Below are 14,854 nucleotides of genomic sequence, written 5' to 3'. Positions count from 1 at the left end.
GCGGGCAAGGCGGCGGGCGGATTTGTATCCTCGCCTCCGTGAGCGGCGACGGCGTGAAGCGGAATGGACGTACGGCTTCGGTTATAAATGATAGACGTCGTTCAACCGATTCTTATGATTGGCGCGTGCCGCCGAGCGGCCGACAGGCCGCGAGTCGCACGCGCGAGGGAGGCGGCGGGCCGGCGCGGCTCCGCCCGCGCCGGGCCGTCCGCCGAGGCTGGGGAGGCGTGAGGTGCGGTTGCGGTGCGGGGTGGGACTCAAAGGGGCAGCCGCGAGGGCGAAGCACACCGACGCAAGGACCGCAGGGAGCGAGCAACGCGAGCGACTGAGGACCGCAGCGAGGTGCGCGAGTCCTCGCGGCTGGGGCTTTAGAGTTGATTACCGCTGATCGGCAGTCTGCCACGTATGAGCGAGCGGCTGGGCCTCTGGAGGTGTTGACCGAAGATCCACGTTCGGCTACTTATACGCGATACTCGTCTGCATCTCCTCGGTATTGAACGCGCTCCCGGCGCCGTCGTCGCCGAGGACGATCACGCCGGCACCCGACTCGGTAATCGCCTCGAACTCCTCGATCGACCGGTCGGCCGCCGCCTGCGCCCCGAGCCCGTCTTCGAGATGCCCCACGGCCCGCCGAGAGAGCGTGACGCGCGCGATGTCCTCGCCGGCGCCCGTCGCGCTCGCGCCGCCGGCCTCGGTACAGAAGAAGCCCGAGCCGACCTGCGGCACGTCGCCGACCCGACCCGCGAGCGCGAACGACCGGCCGCCCGTGGAGGTCGCCGCCGCGAACCGCTCGCCGTCCGAGGCCACCGCGCCGACCGTGTCGTGGTCGGGGGCGCGGCCCGGTTCGTCTCCGCCCGCTCCGCCGTTGTTCAACCCTCCACCGGCCCGATCGCCACCCGACCCGAACCGCGTCGCGAGCCAGCCGAGGTGCTCGCGGGGGCCGCCCCGCGGCGGGTCCTCCGCCTCGTAACGCTCGCGCGTCTCGTCGGTGAGCAGGTCGACGCCGGTCTCGGTCCCGAACTCGCTCGCGAGGTCGACGGCGTGCCCGCCCGAGACGAGGACGTGCGGCGTCTCCGAGTGGACGACGCGAGCGACGCTCGCGGCGCGTTCGACGCCCGGCATCGAGCAGGCCGCGCCGACCTCGCGGTCGGAGGTCATCACGCCCGCGTCGGTGCGGACGACGCCGTCGGACTGGACCGCGCCGCCGACGCCGGCGTTGAACCGGGGGCTCGATTCGAGAGGCGCGAGCGCCGCCTCGACCGCGTCGAGGGGGGTCTGGGCGTCGGCGCCGCGTTCGGCCGCCCGGTCGAGCGCCTGCTGTCTCGGCGCCGGTTCGTCCGGGGCGCCGCCGGCGCCGCCGTGGACGACGACGCGCATCGGGGATCGCCGTGACATACGCGAGGGTCCCGCGGCGGGCGGATAAGCCCCCGGAAAACGGCGGGTGATGACGCCGAGCACAGAGCGATCCCCGCGGCCGCCCCCCGGTCCGGCGCCGCAAGAACTATTCCCGCCGCTCGGGGAGTCGCACCCATCGTGGACGAGCATCGGGGACGCGCCGCCGCAAGCAACTCGGAGTCCCGCGTCGGGGGAGGGCCGACGGACGAGGGATCGGTCCGCCGCCGCCTCCGGGCCGCGGTCGGCGCCCGCGTCGGGATCGACCGGCGGGCCCTCGCGGCGTTCCGGGTCGCGCTCGGAGTCGTCCTCCTCGTCGACCTCGCGCTGCGCGCCCGGAACCTCACGGCCTTCTACACCGACGCCGGCGCCCTCCCGCGGTCGGCGCTCGCGGAGGCGTACCCCCTCGCCGCCCGGCTCTCGCTGCACGCGCTCTCCGGCGCGACGTGGCCCGTCGCGGCCCTGTTCCTCGTCGCCGGGGTCGCCGCCGGCGCGCTCGCGGTCGGTCACCGGAGCCGGCTCGCGGCCGCGGTCTCGCTGGTCCTGCTCGCCTCGCTGCAGGCGCGGAACCCGTTCGTGCTCAACGCTGGCGACAAACTGCTCGTGCACCTGCTCGCGGCCGGGCTGTTCTGTCCGCTCGGCGCGCGCTGGTCGGTCGACGCCGTCCGTCGCCGGGGCTCGCCCGGGGGAGGGGAGAGCGGGAACGGAAGCGGCGCGCCGGAGGGCGAGCGGTTCATCGGTCCGGCCTCCGCGCTCCCGCTGGCCGTCGTCGTGGTAATCTACGTCGCCAACGCGGTCGAGAAGCTCCGGGGGACGGCGTGGACCGGCGGCGAGGCGGTCGGCCGGGTGTTCCGGCTCACGTACCTCCACGGCCCGCTCGGGGGACTGCTGCCCGAGGCGCCGGCGCTGTTTTCGGTCGCCACCTACGGCTGGCTCGCGCTGCTCGTCGCGTCGCCGCTGCTCGTCGCGTCCGCCGGCCGGGTCAGGGCGGCCCTCGCCGGGACCCTGTTCGCCGCGCACTGCTCGATGGCGCTCACGCTCCAGCTCGGCGTCTTCCCGCTGATATCGGCGGCCGCCCTGCTCCCCTTCTTCCCGCCGTTCGTCTGGGACCGCGTCGAGGGGTTCGTCGGACCGACGGGCGCGCGGTTGCGGGGGCTCGCGGAGTCGACGCCCGCCGGCGACCCGCGACGCGAGGGACCGAGGGACCGATCGACGCGCCCCCTTCCGAGTCGGGCGCTCCGCGGCCGCGCCGTCACCGCCGTCGCCGCCGTGCTCCTCGTCTCGCTGCTCGCGTGGAACGGGATGGCCGTCGGCCTCGTCGACGCGCCCGAGCCCGTGGCGGCGACGGCGGAGCCGACCGAGTACGGGTGGGACATGTTCGCGCCGAACCCGAGCTCGATCGACGCGCGCCTCCTGGCGACGGCGACGACCGCCGACGGCGACGCGGTCGACGCGCTGTACGGCGACCCCGTCGCTCTCGACCGGCCCCCGTCGGACGCCCGGGCGTACCCGACCGCGCGCTGGCGGAAGTACCTCACCCTGCTGGCCGGCGACGGGGCGCCCGCCCGCGTCGACCCGCTCCTCGCGTACCTCTGTGATCGATCCGCGGGGCCCGCGGGCGAGGCGGTCGCGTCGGTGACCGTCGAGACGGTTGAAACCGACGTCACGGAGGGCGGGGAGACCCGGGTCCGAGAGCTCGGGACGCGGGCGTGTCGGTCGGGGTGAGGTCCGGAACGGTGGCCGCGTCCGGGACGGCCGACGGGCGGCCGCCTACTTATTGCTCCGCGCCTCGAACCGGCGGGCGTGACGGACAGCGAGCGAACCCATCCGCCGACATCGGTGCTCCTCCCGACGGTGCGCTGGACCGAGGCGTGCTCCGAGGTGGCCGCCCAGCTCGACGGGAGCGACGAGCTGCTGGTGATCTGTGACACCGGCGACGACCCGGTGGCTCGGCGTCGAGAGGGTAGGGGCGGTGTCGAGGGAGGCGACGAGGCCAGTGTTGAGGGAGACGGCGACGGCCTCCCCGACGGCGTCCGCGTCGTCGTCGCCGGGGAGCCCGAGGGCTGTTCCGGCAAGGCGAACGCGATCGCGGCCGGGATGGAGGCCGCCGAGCGCGACCGGATCGTCTGGACCGACGACGACTTCCGGCACCCGCCGGGGTGGCTCGCGGCGCTCAACGCCGACTACGACCGACGGGGGCCGACCACGGAGGTCCCCGTGTTCGTCGGGGCCGACCCGCTCGGCCGGTTCTTCGAGCCGGCGTACGTCATCGGCGGGACGCTGCCGGTCTCCCGGGGCGGGATCGCGTGGGGCGGCGCGGTCGTCTTCGAGCGCGACGACCTCGACGAGGACGCCTTCCTCGCCGACCTCCGCCGGACCGTCAGCGACGACGGGACGCTCTCGGCGCACCTCGACGTGAGCGCCGCCGACCGGACTCGGACCGTCGCGGCGGGCGGGTCGCCGCGGGAGTCGCTGGAGCGGTTCGTCCGCTTCTTCCAGATCACGCGGCGCCACGCGCCGCCGGCGACCGCGGTCAACGTCGTCCTCTCGGTCGCCCTCGCGTCGCTGTGCCTGCTCGCGCCGGTCGCGGGCGTGGCGCTCGTCACGGCGCTCGCGGGGGCGGCGTACGCGCGGTTCGGAGTCCGGCGGGCGACGTTCCTGCTCGCCGGGCCCTCGGTGATCGTCTCGCCGGTCTTCCTCGCGTACGCCCTCGCGCGGCGGACGTTCGTCTGGGGCGGTCGGCGGTACCGGTGGCGGTCGATGTTCGACGTGGACGTGGAGCCGGCCTGAGCCCGAAAACCGGCAACACCTGCGAGCGCGCCGCTCCCGCCGAAAACGGCAGGCACTTTAGGGGGCCACAAGAATCCACGGACGTTCATGAGCTACGATAAGGTCGACGTCCCCGACGACGGCGAGGCGATCACGCTCGCCGACGAGGAGACCGGCGAGCTGAACGTCCCGTCGAACCCCGTCATCCCGATCATCCACGGCGACGGGATCGGCACCGACGTCGGACCGGCGGCACAGCAGGTCCTCGACGCGGCCGCGGAGGCGACCGGCCGCTCCATCGCCTGGATGCGCGTCTACGCCGGCGCCAGCGCCCGCGAGATGTACGGCGAGAACCTCCCCGACGACACCGTCTCGGCCATCCGCGACCACCGCGTCGCGATCAAGGGCCCGCTGACGACCCCCGTCGGCGCCGGCTTCCGCTCGCTGAACGTCGCGCTCCGGAAGACGCTCGACCTGTTCGCGAACGTCCGCCCCACCTACTACATCGACGGCGTCCCCTCGCCCGTCAAGAACCCGGGCGAGATGGACATGGTCACGTTCCGAGAGAACACCGAGGATGTCTACGCCGGCATCGAGTGGGAGGCCGGCAGCGAGGGGTCCGAGCGGGTGCGCGACTTCCTCGAAGAGGACATGGACGTGGCCGACGTCATCCACGACGGCCCGGTCGGGATCGGCGTCAAGCCCATCTCCGAGTTCGGCTCGAAGCGTCTCATCCGCGAGGCGATCGACTACGCGCTCGCGAACGATCGCGACTCGGTTACGCTCGTTCACAAGGGCAACATTATGAAGTTCACCGAGGGCGCGTTCCGCGACTGGGGGTACGAGGTCGCCGAGGAGGAGTACGGCGACGACGTCATCACCGAGGACCAGCTCTGGGAGGAGCACGACGGCGAGCGGCCCGAGGGCGCCCTCGTCGTCAAGGACCGCATCGCGGACAACATGCTCCAGCAGCTGCTGACCCGCACCGACGAGTACTCCGTCATCGCGACGATGAACCTCAACGGCGACTACATGTCCGACGCCGCCGGCGCGCAGATCGGCGGCCTCGGCATCGCGCCGGGAATTAATCGGGGCCACGGTCGCTGTCTCGCCGAGCCCGTCCACGGCTCCGCGCCCAAGTACGCCGGCGAGGACAAGGTGAACCCCACCGCGATGATCCTCTCGGGCCGCGAGATGCTCGACTACCTCGGCTGGTCCGACGCCGCCGACCTCGTACGCGAGGCCGTCGAGGAGACCATCGCCTCCGGGAAGGTCACCTACGACCTCCACCGCCAGATCGAGGGCGGCGAGAAGCTCGCCACCAGCGAGTTCGCCGACGCCGTCGTCGAGAACATCGAAAAGCTCGCCTAGGCGAGCTTTTCGAGCGCCCGGAAATCCCCGATTTCCGGGAACATCAACGAGCTCGCGTAAGCGCCGCTCTCCGTCTCGTTTCGTCTTTTATTCTGCCCTGCTCCGACACCGAGCGACGGCGCCGGAAGGGTAGCGCCGAGGGAATTACCGACCGGACTCGTAGAACTCCTCGCGGTAGACGCGCCCGAAGGCGTTCCGGCGGAGGGTGCTGGCGGCCGCGTCGGGCTCGTCTTGGAACGTCGCCGCGATCACGGTGTCGGCGAACGGGATCGGGTGCCAGACGAGGTTGTCGACGTTGTCGGAGCCGATCCGGACGACGTCGTCCGCGTCGAACTCGCTGTCGGCGAGCCACGCGTCGAACTCGGCCTCGTCGCCGACGTGGACCGCGAGCAGCTCGGCGAAGGTCGCGTCGCGCGCGGTCCGGACCACTTCGGGGGTGACGCGCTCGTCGTACTCGTCGGCGTCGAACGCCATCGCCTTCGTCGCCTCGCGGACGACGACCTGCGCGACCGGCCCGACCTCCTCGTAGCGTTCGAGCGCGTCGGCGCGGGTCTCCGGAGCGAACGTCCCTCTGGTGTGCATACCTCGGGTTCGGCGTCGACCGGAAAGGGCGTTCCGTTACGCGGACGGGTCGGCGTCGGTGGTGGCGTCGTTGCCGTCCTCGGCATCGGCGGCGTCGCTTCCGGTGGCGTCGCCCTCTCCGTCCTCCTCGAACATCTTCCGCGTCAGCTCGCGGGCCTCGCGCAGCGCGGCCTCGGTCTCCGGATCGGTCGCGCTCGACTCGTCGACCGGGCCGGACGCGCCGGGAGCGCCGCGACCGCCGGGAGCGACGTGGTCTCCGCCGTGACCGTGCCCCGCGTGGTCGTGGTCCCCGAGGTCGACGTCCGGTCGCCCGCGGTCGACGGTGTCCTCGAACACCTCGTGGTACTCGGCCGTCTCGGCGTGCGGCGTCACCTCGGCCGCGAGCCCGTCGGGGTCACGGTCGTTCCAGTCGGAAATGTGCTCGTCGAGCCACGCCTCGTGGTCGTCGCCGTGGAGCATCGCCGTGAACGCGAGGTGGTGCGCGAGGTGTTCGCCGTCGCGCTGCGGGGTCTCGCAGATGGGGCACGCGTATCCCATGTATGCGCGTGAGTTTGCGCGTGAGGCGTAAATCGGCGTCGGACGAATACGGAGCTGACGACGTTTATAAGCGGATAACTCCGGGCCGGTGGTGAACACCTCCAAAGCCCCGGCCGCTCGGTTATAAACGGGTGACTGTGGAGCGGCGGTGAACACCTTCAAAGCCCCGGCCGCGAGGACTCGGTGCGGTCGCTGCGGTCCTCAGTCGCTCGCGGTGCTCGCTCCCTGCGGTCCTTGCTTCCCGCGCCGTCGTCCTCGCGGCCGCCCCTTTGAGTCCCACCCCCACAGCGACCGCACCTCCCACCTCCCCAGCCTCGTCGGCCACTCTTCGCTTCGCTCCGAGTGGCCGACTCCCTCGCGCGTGCTGCTCGGCCGCGAGGCGGCCTCGCAGGCACGCGCCACCGCACCGCACGCTTATTTATAGGCTATCGTCGCCGTCGCGCCCGGGTATCGGCATCGCGTCGTCGGACTCGGCCGTGCCACCTGAGGACGCTGCCGCCACTATAACAGCAACTTTATCACTCGCACGGGGCGAATTTCCGGTAAGACTACTCCGTTAGGAGGTTCAACAGTGACTGAAGCCAACACACAACCGGAGGTGAACATCGGTCTCGTCGGTCACGTCGACCACGGGAAGACGACGCTCGTGCAGGCGTTGTCCGGCTCGTGGACCGACCAGCACAGCGAGGAAATGAAGCGCGGCATCTCGATCCGGCTGGGGTACGCGGACGCGACGTTCCGGCGCTGCCCCGGCGTCGACGCGCCCGAGTGTTACACCGTCGACGAGGAGTGCGCGGACGGCTCCGCGAGCGAGCCGATCCGGACGGTCTCGTTCGTCGACGCGCCCGGCCACGAGACGCTGATGGCGACGATGCTCTCGGGCGCCTCGATCATGGACGGCGCCGTGCTGGTCGTGAGCGCGACCGAGGACGTCCCGCAGGCGCAGACGGAGGAGCACCTGATGGCGCTCGACCTGATCGGGATCGAGAACATCGTCGTCGCGCAGAACAAGGTCGACCTGGTCGACCGCGACCGCGCCGTCGACAACTACGAGCAGATCCGGGAGTTCGTCGAGGGCACCGTCGCGGAGGACGCGCCGATCGTCCCCGTCTCGGCCCAGCAGGAGGTCAACATGGACCTGCTCATCGACGCGATCGAGTCCGAGATCCCGACGCCGGACCGCGACCCCGGCGAGAGCGCCCGGATGTACGCGGCGCGCTCGTTCGACATCAACCGCCCGGGCGCGACCGCGGCGGACCTCAAGGGCGGCGTCGTCGGCGGCTCGCTCGTCAGCGGCGAGCTCTCGGTCGGCGACGGCCTGGAGATCCGCCCCGGCCGCGAGGTCGACGAGGGGGGCCAGACGGAGTGGCGGCCCCTCGAAACGACGGTCCGCTCGCTGCAGGCCGGCAGCAACGACGTCGAGAGCGCCCGACCGGGCGGACTGCTCGGCGTCGGCACCGGGCTCGACCCGAGCCTGACGAAGGGCGACGCGCTCGCCGGCCAGGTCGCCGGCGAGCCCGGCACGCTCCCGCCGACGCGCAACGAGTTCGAGATGCAGGTCGACCTCCTCGACCGCGTCGTCGGGAAGGAGGACGACGAGAGCGGCGAGAGCGACATCGAGGAGATCAGCACCGGCGAGCCCCTGATGCTCACGGTCGGCACCGCGACGACGGTCGGCGCGGTGACGAGCGCGCGCGACGGCGAGTGCGAGGTGAGCCTCAAGCGGCCGGTCTGCGCCGAGGCGGGCGCGCAGATCGCGATCAACCGGCGCGTCGGCGCGCGCTGGCGGCTCATCGGCGTCGGGACGCTCTCGTAGCGTGACCGACGACGCCCGCGCGGACGGCCGCGAGACGATCGACGCGGGCGGCGACCCCGACGCGGAGTTCGGGGGCGACGGCGCCCCGGTCGTCGCGCTCGACGCGAGCGCGCTGATGGCGCCGGTTGAGGCGGACCTGCGGCTGTTCGAGGAGCTCGACCGGCTCCTCGGCGCGTACGAGGCGGTCGTCCCGACGGCGGTCGTCTCGGAGCTCGACCGGCTGCAGGGCGGGAACGGCGAGGCGGCGACCGCGGCGAGCGTGGGCGCGGACCTCGCGGCGCGGGCGGAGGCGGTGGCGACGGACGAATCGTACGCCGACGACGCGCTGGTCGAGCTGGTCGCCGAGGGCCGGGTCGACGGCGTCGTCACCAACGATCGACCGCTGGCGAACCGGGTGCTGGAGGCGGGCGCACCAGTAATCGGTTTAAGGGGTCGGAACGCACTGGCGATAACGGAACCCTAGCGGACGCGGACAACCAATCATGTACAAACGAGTTCGACTCAAGGATACGGTCGAGGTGCCGCCGAAACACCTGGCGGACGTCACCGACGAGCGGGTGAAAGCCCTGCTGCAGGACAAACTGGAAGGACGAATGGACGAGGACGTCGGCAGCGTCGTGAGCGTCATCGAGGTCCACGACATCGGCGACGGCGCGGTGTTACACAACCGCCCCGGCGTCTACTACGAGGCCGAGTTCGACGCGCTGACGTACGACCCCGACATGCAGGAGGTCGCCGACGGGACGGTCGTCGAGACCGTCGAGTTCGGCGCCTTCGTCGGGATCGGGCCGGTGGACGGCCTGCTCCACGTCTCGCAGATCACCGACGAGTACCTCACGTTCGACGGGGCGAACCAGCAGCTCGCCTCCTCTGACTCCGACAAGACCCTCGGCGTCGACGACGCCGTCCGGGTCCGCGTCGTGACGAAGAGCATCGACGAGCGCAACCCCCGCGACTCGAAGATCGGGCTCACGGCGAAGCAGCCGGGGCTCGGGAAACACGAGTGGCTGGAGGGGAAGCGGCTCCACCGCGAACAGACCGGTGAGGAGGCCGACTGATGGCCGAGGACCGCCTCGCCTGCCGTGAGTGTCACCACGTCAACGACCCCGACTCGCAGACCTGCGAGCACTGCGGGTCGTCGTCGCTGACGGAGGACTGGGCGGGCTACGTCATCATCACGAAGCCCGAGGAGAGCCAGATCGCCGAGGAGATGAACGTCACGAAGGCCGGGTCGTACGCGCTGAAGGTCCGGTAGCGACGCCGACGCCTTTCACACTTCGACACTACCACCCATGCTCACGCTCCCGGACGCCATGCGCGACGCGTTCAAGGAGCCGCTCGGCCCGGTGACGACCGACGCCGACGAGCTGCTCGCGGCCGCGGCCGAGACCCGCGCCGAGCGGGACGCGCCCGACGCTCCGATCGTCGCGGTGGGCGACGTGGTGACGTACCACCTGCGAGAGGCGGGCCGCGTCCCCGACGTCGCGCTGATCGACGGCAAGACCGAGCGCGAGGCGGTCGACGCGGAGATCGAGTCCGCGCTCGCGGCCGCCGAGGACCGCCGCGTGCGCGTCGAGAACCCCGCCGCGTCGCTGTCGGCGGAACTCCTCGCGGCGCTGGGCGAGGCGCTCTCCGCCGCCGACCCGGTCATCATCGAGGTGACCGGAGAGGAGGACCTGGCCGCCCTGCCGGCGATACTCGCGGCGCCCGACGGCGCGAGCGTCGTCTACGGCCAGCCGGGCGAGGGGATGGTTCGCGTCGCGGTCACGCCGACGTCGCGCGCGGAGGCCCGAGAGCTGTTCGAGGGGCTCGACGGCGACACCGCGGCCGCGTACGAGATTTTGGGCGTCAACCCCGAGAGCTTCGACGGGGAGAACGCGGAGTGAACGAGCCGAGCAATCGGATCATTCGCCGTCGACGACGGCGGTCGCCGCGAAGACGGCGAGACCGGTCCCCAGCGCTACCGCGGTCGCCAGCCGGGGCGTGACCGGGACCGTCAAGACCGAGGCGTACGGTTCGATCCCGGTACGCCGGAGGCCGCCGAGCGCGTCGACACCCCAGTGACCGCTCGTCAGCAGCGAGAGGCCGACGGCGACGCCGAGGCCGCCGGTGACGAACCCGATTCCCGTGAGCACGTCCTCGACGGCGAGGACCGACCAGACGGCGTCGCCGGTCGGGTCGGGGCCGCGCGCGAGGTGGCGCTGGAGCGCGACGAGGCCGAGGCCGGCCCCGCCGGCCGCGACGGCCCCGACCAAGACGACCGCCGCGACGCCGAGCGGCGTCGTGACTGGCGGCCTCGTGAACACCGCCTCACGGACCGCCACGGGCAGCGTCGCGGCGAGCGGTGCCGCGAACGAAGCCAGAAGCGCGACGGCGCCGCAGACCCGGGCCTTGCGGAGCGGCGACAAGGGGACGATGACGGTCCCTGCCCGGACGAGGTCGTACTCCGAGCGGTCGGTCGGGTCGAATTGGTAGTCGTCGGGCATCTGTATGGTAATTAATCTCATGGCCCAAAGAAGTGAACCCTGATATAGAAAGGGCTATTAGTCGACGGTCAGCGAGCAGTTCGGCGGCGTCACCCCCGCTTCGAAATCCTTTTACAGCTTTCGGGGGGATATACGCCTAACTGAACCATGGACGTCGATATCATCTCCGAGGAGGAGAACCCGATGTTGCACCGCACGGACATCCGATTCGAGACGACTCACGAGGAGGCGACGCCCTCCCGCCTCTCGGTCCGCGACTCGCTCGCGGCCAAGCTGGACAAGGCCTCCGAGGAGGTCGTCGTCCACGAGCTGAACACGAAGTTCGGCATGCGCAAGACGGTCGGCTACGCGAAGGCGTACGACACCGCCGAGGACGCGCTCGACGTCGAACAGGACCACATGCTCGACCGCAACAAGATCGGCGACGAGGCCGACGCGGACGCCGAAGAGGCGTAACGCCGCGCCGGATGCGCGTTCTCGGCATCGAGGGGACCGCGTGGTGCGCCAGCGCCGCGCTGTACGACGCCGAGACCGACTCCGTTCTCATCGAATCCGACCCGTACGAGCCGGACAGCGGCGGGATTCACCCGCGCGAGGCCGCCGAACACATGTCAGAGGCGGTCCCCGAGGTCGTCGACGCGGTCCTGACGGCGGCCGAGGAAGCGCACGGCCCGGACGCGGTCGACGCGGTCGCCTTCTCGAAGGGGCCGGGGCTCGGCCCCTGTCTCCGGACCGTCGGCACGGCGGCGCGGGCGCTCGCGGGGACGCTCGATGTCCCCCTCGTCGGCGTCAACCACATGGTGGCGCACTTAGAGATCGGTCGCCACCGGTCGGGCTTCGAGAACCCGGTGTGTCTGAACGCCTCGGGGGCGAACGCGCACCTGCTCGGCCACCACGACGGTCGCTACCGCGTGCTCGGCGAGACGATGGACGCCGGCGTCGGCAACGCGATCGACAAGTTCACGCGCCACGTCGGCTGGGACCACCCCGGGGGGCCGAAGGTCGAGGCCGCGGCCGCGGAGGCGGCCGCCGAGCGCGACCCGGACGCCGATCTGGTGGACCTCCCGTACGTCGTCAAGGGGATGGACTTCTCCTTCTCGGGGATCAGCTCCGCCGCCAACCACGCGTACGACGACGGCGTGCCCGTCGGAGAGATCTGCCTCTCGCTGCAGGAGCACGCCTTCGCGATGCTGACGGAGGTGTCCGAGCGGGCGCTCTCGCTGACCGGCGCGGACGAGCTCGTGCTCGGCGGGGGCGTCGCGCAGAACGACCGGCTCCGCGAGATGCTGGGGACGATGTGCGCGGCCCGCGGCGCCGACTTCCACGCGCCGGAGCCGCGGTTCCTCCGCGACAACGCGGGGATGATCGCCGTGTTGGGCGCGAAGATGGCCGCGGCCGGCGACACGGTGTCGATCCCCGATTCCGCCATCGACCCGGACTTCCGGCCGGATCAGGTGCCCGTGACTTGGCGCGAGGGCGACGCGTCGGTCGCCCGCGGGCGGGGAGATCGAGAGCGCGAGGGCGAAAGGTCGGCGGGTGATAGTGGCGGCGACGCCGACCGGCGGGGCGCGGAGGCGACCGTGGAGATCGCGGCGCCCGACGACGGGAACGCCATCGGGAACGAGGGCCGCCGCGTGATCAAGCGCCGGATCCCCAAGCGGTACCGCCATCCCGAGCTTGACCGCGCGCTCCGACGGGACCGGACCGTCGCCGAGGCGCGCCTGACGAGCGAGGCGCGGCGGGCCGGCGTCCCGACCCCGCTGGTGTACGACGTCGACGTGCCGGCGGCGACGCTGACACTGCAGCACGTCGGCGACCGCGACCTCGCCGCCGCCCTCGACGAGCGGTGGACGGCCGCCGTCGGCCGCCACCTCGCGCGGCTCCACGGAGCGGGGATCGTGCACGGCGACCCGACGACGCGAAACGTCCGGATCGAGGGCGGTGAAGGCGGGGACGGGCGGGCGACGCTCATCGACTTCGGGCTCGCCTACCACACCGGCCACGTCGAGGACCACGCGATGGACCTCCACGTGTTCGAGGGGTCCGTCCGCGCGACGGCGAGCGACCCGGACCCGCCGATCGAGGCGTTCGAGGCCGGCTACGCCGAGGCGGGCGACGGCGAGGTGCTCGACCGGCTGCGCGAGGTCGAGGGACGCGGGCGGTACCGCTGACCGGCGACCGGAGGCGGCGGCGGTGACCCCGCGACCGGGCCGCGGTCCCGCCACGATTTATATCCCCGGCGGGCGATGTCCCGGTATGGCAGACAAACCGTCTTCGGGAGAGATACTCGGGATCCCGTACAACTTCGAGCGGCCGAGCCTCGGCCGGCTGCTGTCCTCGTACTGGCAGCCCGGCAAGGGGATGCTAGTGGAGAAGCCGTTCGGCATCGGCTACACCCTGAACCTCGCCAACTGGCGGTCGTGGGTCGTCCTCGCGGTCGCCGGCGGGCTCTACTATCAGCAGAGCCAGTCCGTCGGCGATGACGCCGGCGACGCCGACGCGGACGAAGACGGGGACGGCCCCGTCGAAGTGATCGTCGAGGACGACTGAGCGCGTCGCCGCGGTCGCTGCGATTGCCGCGAGGAGGGTCGTCGCTCCGATCGCCGCGGAGGGCGCCGGTGGACGCTCTCGTCCGGTTCTCGCGATCGATTCCGAGACGCCGTATTTTAAATACCGGAACGCCGTAACCGGAACAATGAGAGTTCAGTTCGAATGCTCGTGCTCGGAGGAGATCTCCGAGTTCACGCGCGGGGAAACGAGCCGCGGCGTCCACGTCGAATGCGGCAACTGCGGGGCGGTGTACGCGGTGACGATCACCGAGCTCGACTGACCGGAGCGCCCTCGCGCCCCGGGCACCTCTTCGGCGTCAGCCTACCGGTTCTCGACGCTCTCCGACTCCGCCGCCGGCCCGGCTCCCGCCCGATCCGCCGCCGGCCGGTCCGCGGCCGCCGCGGACTCGAAGCGGAGCCGGACCGTGGTCCCGTCGTCCGTCGCCTCGAACCCGACGGTCCCCCCTTGGGTCTCGCACATCCACTTGACGAGCCAGAGCCCGATGCTGCTCGCGTGCGAGAGGGGGGTCTCTCGCTCCGCGCGCAGCACCGCGCGCTCGTCCTCGGGGATCCCCGGACCGTTGTCGCTGACCTCTAGGCAGGTGGTCGTCCCGTTCTCCTCGATCCGCGCCTCGACTCGTCGCGTCGACGCGTCGTTGTGCGTGACCGCGTTCTCGAACACCTCGCGGATCGGGTACTCCACGGAGCGGTCGGCGCGGATCCACGCCTCCTCGGGCGTCTCCATCCGCACCGCCACGTCCGAGTCGTCGACGTCCGCGGCCGCCTCGCGGGCCGCCTCGACCAGGTCGATCCGCTCCGCGGGCGCCTCGGGCGAGGACTCCTCGATGACGCGCAGCTTCTCGCTTATCTCGACCACGTCGTCGGTCGTCTCCCGGATCGTCTCCAGGAGCGCCCGGCTCCGGTCGTCGTCGACGCGCTCGCCGAGCAGGTCCGCGTATCCCCGGATGACGTTGAGGTCGTTGCGGACGTTGTGCCGGAACACCCGACTCAACACCTGAAGCTGCTGGTTCGAGGTCTCCAGCTCCCGACGGGCCGCCTCGGCGCGGCGGCGGTGGTACGTCAACGCGCCGTAGAGGAACAGCGAGGAGACGCCGACGACCGCCCAGCCGCCCGCGAGGCGGGCGGGCGTCCACGCGGCCGCGTCGCCGGCGGCGACGGCGACCGCCACGTCGACCGCGAGGACGAGCACCGACCCCGCACAGAGGAAGCCGACCGCCAGCCCCCGCGGCGAGCGGTCGTAGATCCGGTCCAGAGAAAATTTCATAATGGTGTCTGTAAACCTCAGACTATCTCAGTCGTAAGTAACGATAGCGCGGGCCGTCTTAAATCTG

At 71.7% G+C, this 14,854-nt stretch carries 17 protein-coding genes; 12 read left to right on the top strand and 5 right to left on the bottom strand.

Annotation, left to right across the window (positions count from 1 at the left end; genetic code table 11):
* Positions 1–456: 456 nt before the first annotated feature.
* Entirely contained in the window at positions 457–1,377 is a 921-nt protein-coding gene (locus ACFQMF_RS02065) for an isoaspartyl peptidase/L-asparaginase (RefSeq protein ID WP_256407810.1), read from the bottom strand.
* A gap of 156 nt (positions 1,378–1,533) precedes the next feature.
* On the opposite strand from ACFQMF_RS02065, the gene ACFQMF_RS02060 reads away from it, so the two are divergent.
* From ACFQMF_RS02060 to icd, 3 genes are all read left to right on the top strand, one after another.
* Positions 1,534–3,117, top strand: a complete 1,584-nt coding sequence (locus tag ACFQMF_RS02060; protein ID WP_256407451.1) for an HTTM domain-containing protein — start codon at positions 1,534–1,536, stop codon at positions 3,115–3,117.
* Positions 3,118–3,195: 78 nt separating this feature from the next.
* Positions 3,196–4,182, top strand: coding sequence for a glycosyltransferase (locus ACFQMF_RS02055; RefSeq protein ID WP_256407450.1), 987 nt, complete (start codon positions 3,196–3,198; stop codon positions 4,180–4,182).
* Between the two features lie 87 nt (positions 4,183–4,269).
* Positions 4,270–5,532: an isocitrate dehydrogenase (NADP(+)) gene (icd, locus tag ACFQMF_RS02050; RefSeq protein WP_256407449.1), complete on the top strand. Its 1,263-nt coding sequence runs from the start codon at positions 4,270–4,272 to the stop codon at positions 5,530–5,532.
* A gap of 144 nt (positions 5,533–5,676) precedes the next feature.
* On the opposite strand, the gene ACFQMF_RS02045 is transcribed toward icd, so the two are convergent.
* A complete protein-coding gene (locus tag ACFQMF_RS02045; RefSeq protein WP_256407448.1) occupies positions 5,677–6,114 on the bottom strand; it encodes a DUF5809 family protein in 438 nt (145 codons plus the stop codon).
* 36 nt (positions 6,115–6,150) lie between these two features.
* A complete protein-coding gene (locus ACFQMF_RS02040) occupies positions 6,151–6,651 on the bottom strand; it encodes a DUF5810 domain-containing protein (RefSeq protein ID WP_256407447.1) in 501 nt (166 codons plus the stop codon).
* Positions 6,652–7,222: 571 nt separating this feature from the next.
* Between ACFQMF_RS02040 and ACFQMF_RS02035 the strand changes: the two genes are divergently transcribed.
* From ACFQMF_RS02035 to ACFQMF_RS02015, 5 genes are read left to right on the top strand one after another with little or no spacing between them, the layout of a single operon-like run.
* Entirely contained in the window at positions 7,223–8,467 is a 1,245-nt protein-coding gene (locus tag ACFQMF_RS02035; protein WP_256407446.1) for a translation initiation factor IF-2 subunit gamma, read from the top strand.
* A gap of 1 nt (position 8,468) precedes the next feature.
* Positions 8,469–8,930: a PIN domain-containing protein gene (locus ACFQMF_RS02030; RefSeq protein WP_256407445.1), complete on the top strand. Its 462-nt coding sequence runs from the start codon at positions 8,469–8,471 to the stop codon at positions 8,928–8,930.
* Positions 8,931–8,949: 19 nt separating this feature from the next.
* Positions 8,950–9,525: a DNA-directed RNA polymerase gene (locus tag ACFQMF_RS02025; RefSeq protein WP_092566032.1), complete on the top strand. Its 576-nt coding sequence runs from the start codon at positions 8,950–8,952 to the stop codon at positions 9,523–9,525.
* On the top strand, positions 9,525–9,722 hold the full coding sequence (gene spt4 / locus ACFQMF_RS02020; RefSeq protein WP_008001262.1) for a transcription elongation factor subunit Spt4: 198 nt from the start codon (positions 9,525–9,527) through the stop codon (positions 9,720–9,722). The genes ACFQMF_RS02025 and spt4 overlap by 1 nt, the downstream gene beginning before the upstream one ends.
* 37 nt (positions 9,723–9,759) lie before the next feature.
* Positions 9,760–10,353 carry a GTP-dependent dephospho-CoA kinase family protein gene (locus ACFQMF_RS02015; RefSeq protein WP_256407444.1) on the top strand — a complete coding sequence of 198 codons (594 nt, stop codon included), beginning with the start codon at positions 9,760–9,762 and terminating at the stop codon, positions 10,351–10,353.
* A gap of 18 nt (positions 10,354–10,371) precedes the next feature.
* Here the strand turns inward: ACFQMF_RS02015 and ACFQMF_RS02010 are convergent, their stop codons facing one another.
* Positions 10,372–10,953, bottom strand: coding sequence for a hypothetical protein (locus tag ACFQMF_RS02010; RefSeq protein ID WP_256407443.1), 582 nt, complete (start codon positions 10,951–10,953; stop codon positions 10,372–10,374).
* 147 nt (positions 10,954–11,100) lie between these two features.
* Between ACFQMF_RS02010 and ACFQMF_RS02005 the strand changes: the two genes are divergently transcribed.
* The 4 genes from ACFQMF_RS02005 to ACFQMF_RS01990 all read left to right on the top strand — a co-directional run bounded on the left by ACFQMF_RS02005 (position 11,101) and on the right by ACFQMF_RS01990 (position 13,783).
* Positions 11,101–11,409, top strand: a complete 309-nt coding sequence (locus ACFQMF_RS02005; RefSeq protein ID WP_092566026.1) for a 30S ribosomal protein S24e — start codon at positions 11,101–11,103, stop codon at positions 11,407–11,409.
* A gap of 11 nt (positions 11,410–11,420) precedes the next feature.
* Positions 11,421–13,124, top strand: a complete 1,704-nt coding sequence (locus ACFQMF_RS02000; protein WP_256407442.1) for a bifunctional N(6)-L-threonylcarbamoyladenine synthase/serine/threonine protein kinase — start codon at positions 11,421–11,423, stop codon at positions 13,122–13,124.
* A gap of 85 nt (positions 13,125–13,209) precedes the next feature.
* Positions 13,210–13,503: a DUF5808 domain-containing protein gene (locus tag ACFQMF_RS01995; RefSeq protein ID WP_256407441.1), complete on the top strand. Its 294-nt coding sequence runs from the start codon at positions 13,210–13,212 to the stop codon at positions 13,501–13,503.
* A gap of 145 nt (positions 13,504–13,648) precedes the next feature.
* Positions 13,649–13,783 (top strand): hypothetical protein, encoded by a 135-nt coding sequence (locus tag ACFQMF_RS01990; RefSeq protein WP_254921679.1) that lies wholly within the window; start codon positions 13,649–13,651, stop codon positions 13,781–13,783.
* A gap of 41 nt (positions 13,784–13,824) precedes the next feature.
* Here the strand turns inward: ACFQMF_RS01990 and ACFQMF_RS01985 are convergent, their stop codons facing one another.
* Positions 13,825–14,787 carry a sensor histidine kinase gene (locus ACFQMF_RS01985; protein ID WP_256407440.1) on the bottom strand — a complete coding sequence of 321 codons (963 nt, stop codon included), beginning with the start codon at positions 14,785–14,787 and terminating at the stop codon, positions 13,825–13,827.
* Positions 14,788–14,854 lie beyond the last annotated feature (67 nt).

The sequence above is a fragment of the Halorubrum rutilum genome (genome assembly GCF_042665015.1).
Classification (GTDB): domain Archaea; phylum Halobacteriota; class Halobacteria; order Halobacteriales; family Haloferacaceae; genus Halorubrum; species Halorubrum rutilum.
This window is presented reverse-complemented; position numbering and strand designations above follow the sequence as displayed.

Excerpts from the sequence above, each read along its gene's own strand:
- ACFQMF_RS02065 (WP_256407810.1), bottom strand. The coding sequence starts at position 1,377 with ATGCGCGTCGTCGTCCACGGCGGCGCCGGCGGCGCCCCGGACGAACCG.
- icd (WP_256407449.1), top strand. The coding sequence starts at position 4,270 with ATGAGCTACGATAAGGTCGACGTCCCCGACGACGGCGAGGCGATCACG.
- ACFQMF_RS02045 (WP_256407448.1), bottom strand. The coding sequence starts at position 6,114 with ATGCACACCAGAGGGACGTTCGCTCCGGAGACCCGCGCCGACGCGCTC.
- ACFQMF_RS02040 (WP_256407447.1), bottom strand. The coding sequence starts at position 6,651 with ATGGGATACGCGTGCCCCATCTGCGAGACCCCGCAGCGCGACGGCGAA.
- ACFQMF_RS02025 (WP_092566032.1), top strand. The coding sequence starts at position 8,950 with ATGTACAAACGAGTTCGACTCAAGGATACGGTCGAGGTGCCGCCGAAA.
- spt4 (WP_008001262.1), top strand. The coding sequence starts at position 9,525 with ATGGCCGAGGACCGCCTCGCCTGCCGTGAGTGTCACCACGTCAACGAC.
- ACFQMF_RS02015 (WP_256407444.1), top strand. The coding sequence starts at position 9,760 with ATGCTCACGCTCCCGGACGCCATGCGCGACGCGTTCAAGGAGCCGCTC.
- ACFQMF_RS02010 (WP_256407443.1), bottom strand. The coding sequence starts at position 10,953 with ATGCCCGACGACTACCAATTCGACCCGACCGACCGCTCGGAGTACGAC.
- ACFQMF_RS02005 (WP_092566026.1), top strand. The coding sequence starts at position 11,101 with ATGGACGTCGATATCATCTCCGAGGAGGAGAACCCGATGTTGCACCGC.
- ACFQMF_RS02000 (WP_256407442.1), top strand. The coding sequence starts at position 11,421 with ATGCGCGTTCTCGGCATCGAGGGGACCGCGTGGTGCGCCAGCGCCGCG.
- ACFQMF_RS01995 (WP_256407441.1), top strand. The coding sequence starts at position 13,210 with ATGGCAGACAAACCGTCTTCGGGAGAGATACTCGGGATCCCGTACAAC.
- ACFQMF_RS01990 (WP_254921679.1), top strand. The coding sequence starts at position 13,649 with ATGAGAGTTCAGTTCGAATGCTCGTGCTCGGAGGAGATCTCCGAGTTC.
- ACFQMF_RS01985 (WP_256407440.1), bottom strand. The coding sequence starts at position 14,787 with ATGAAATTTTCTCTGGACCGGATCTACGACCGCTCGCCGCGGGGGCTG.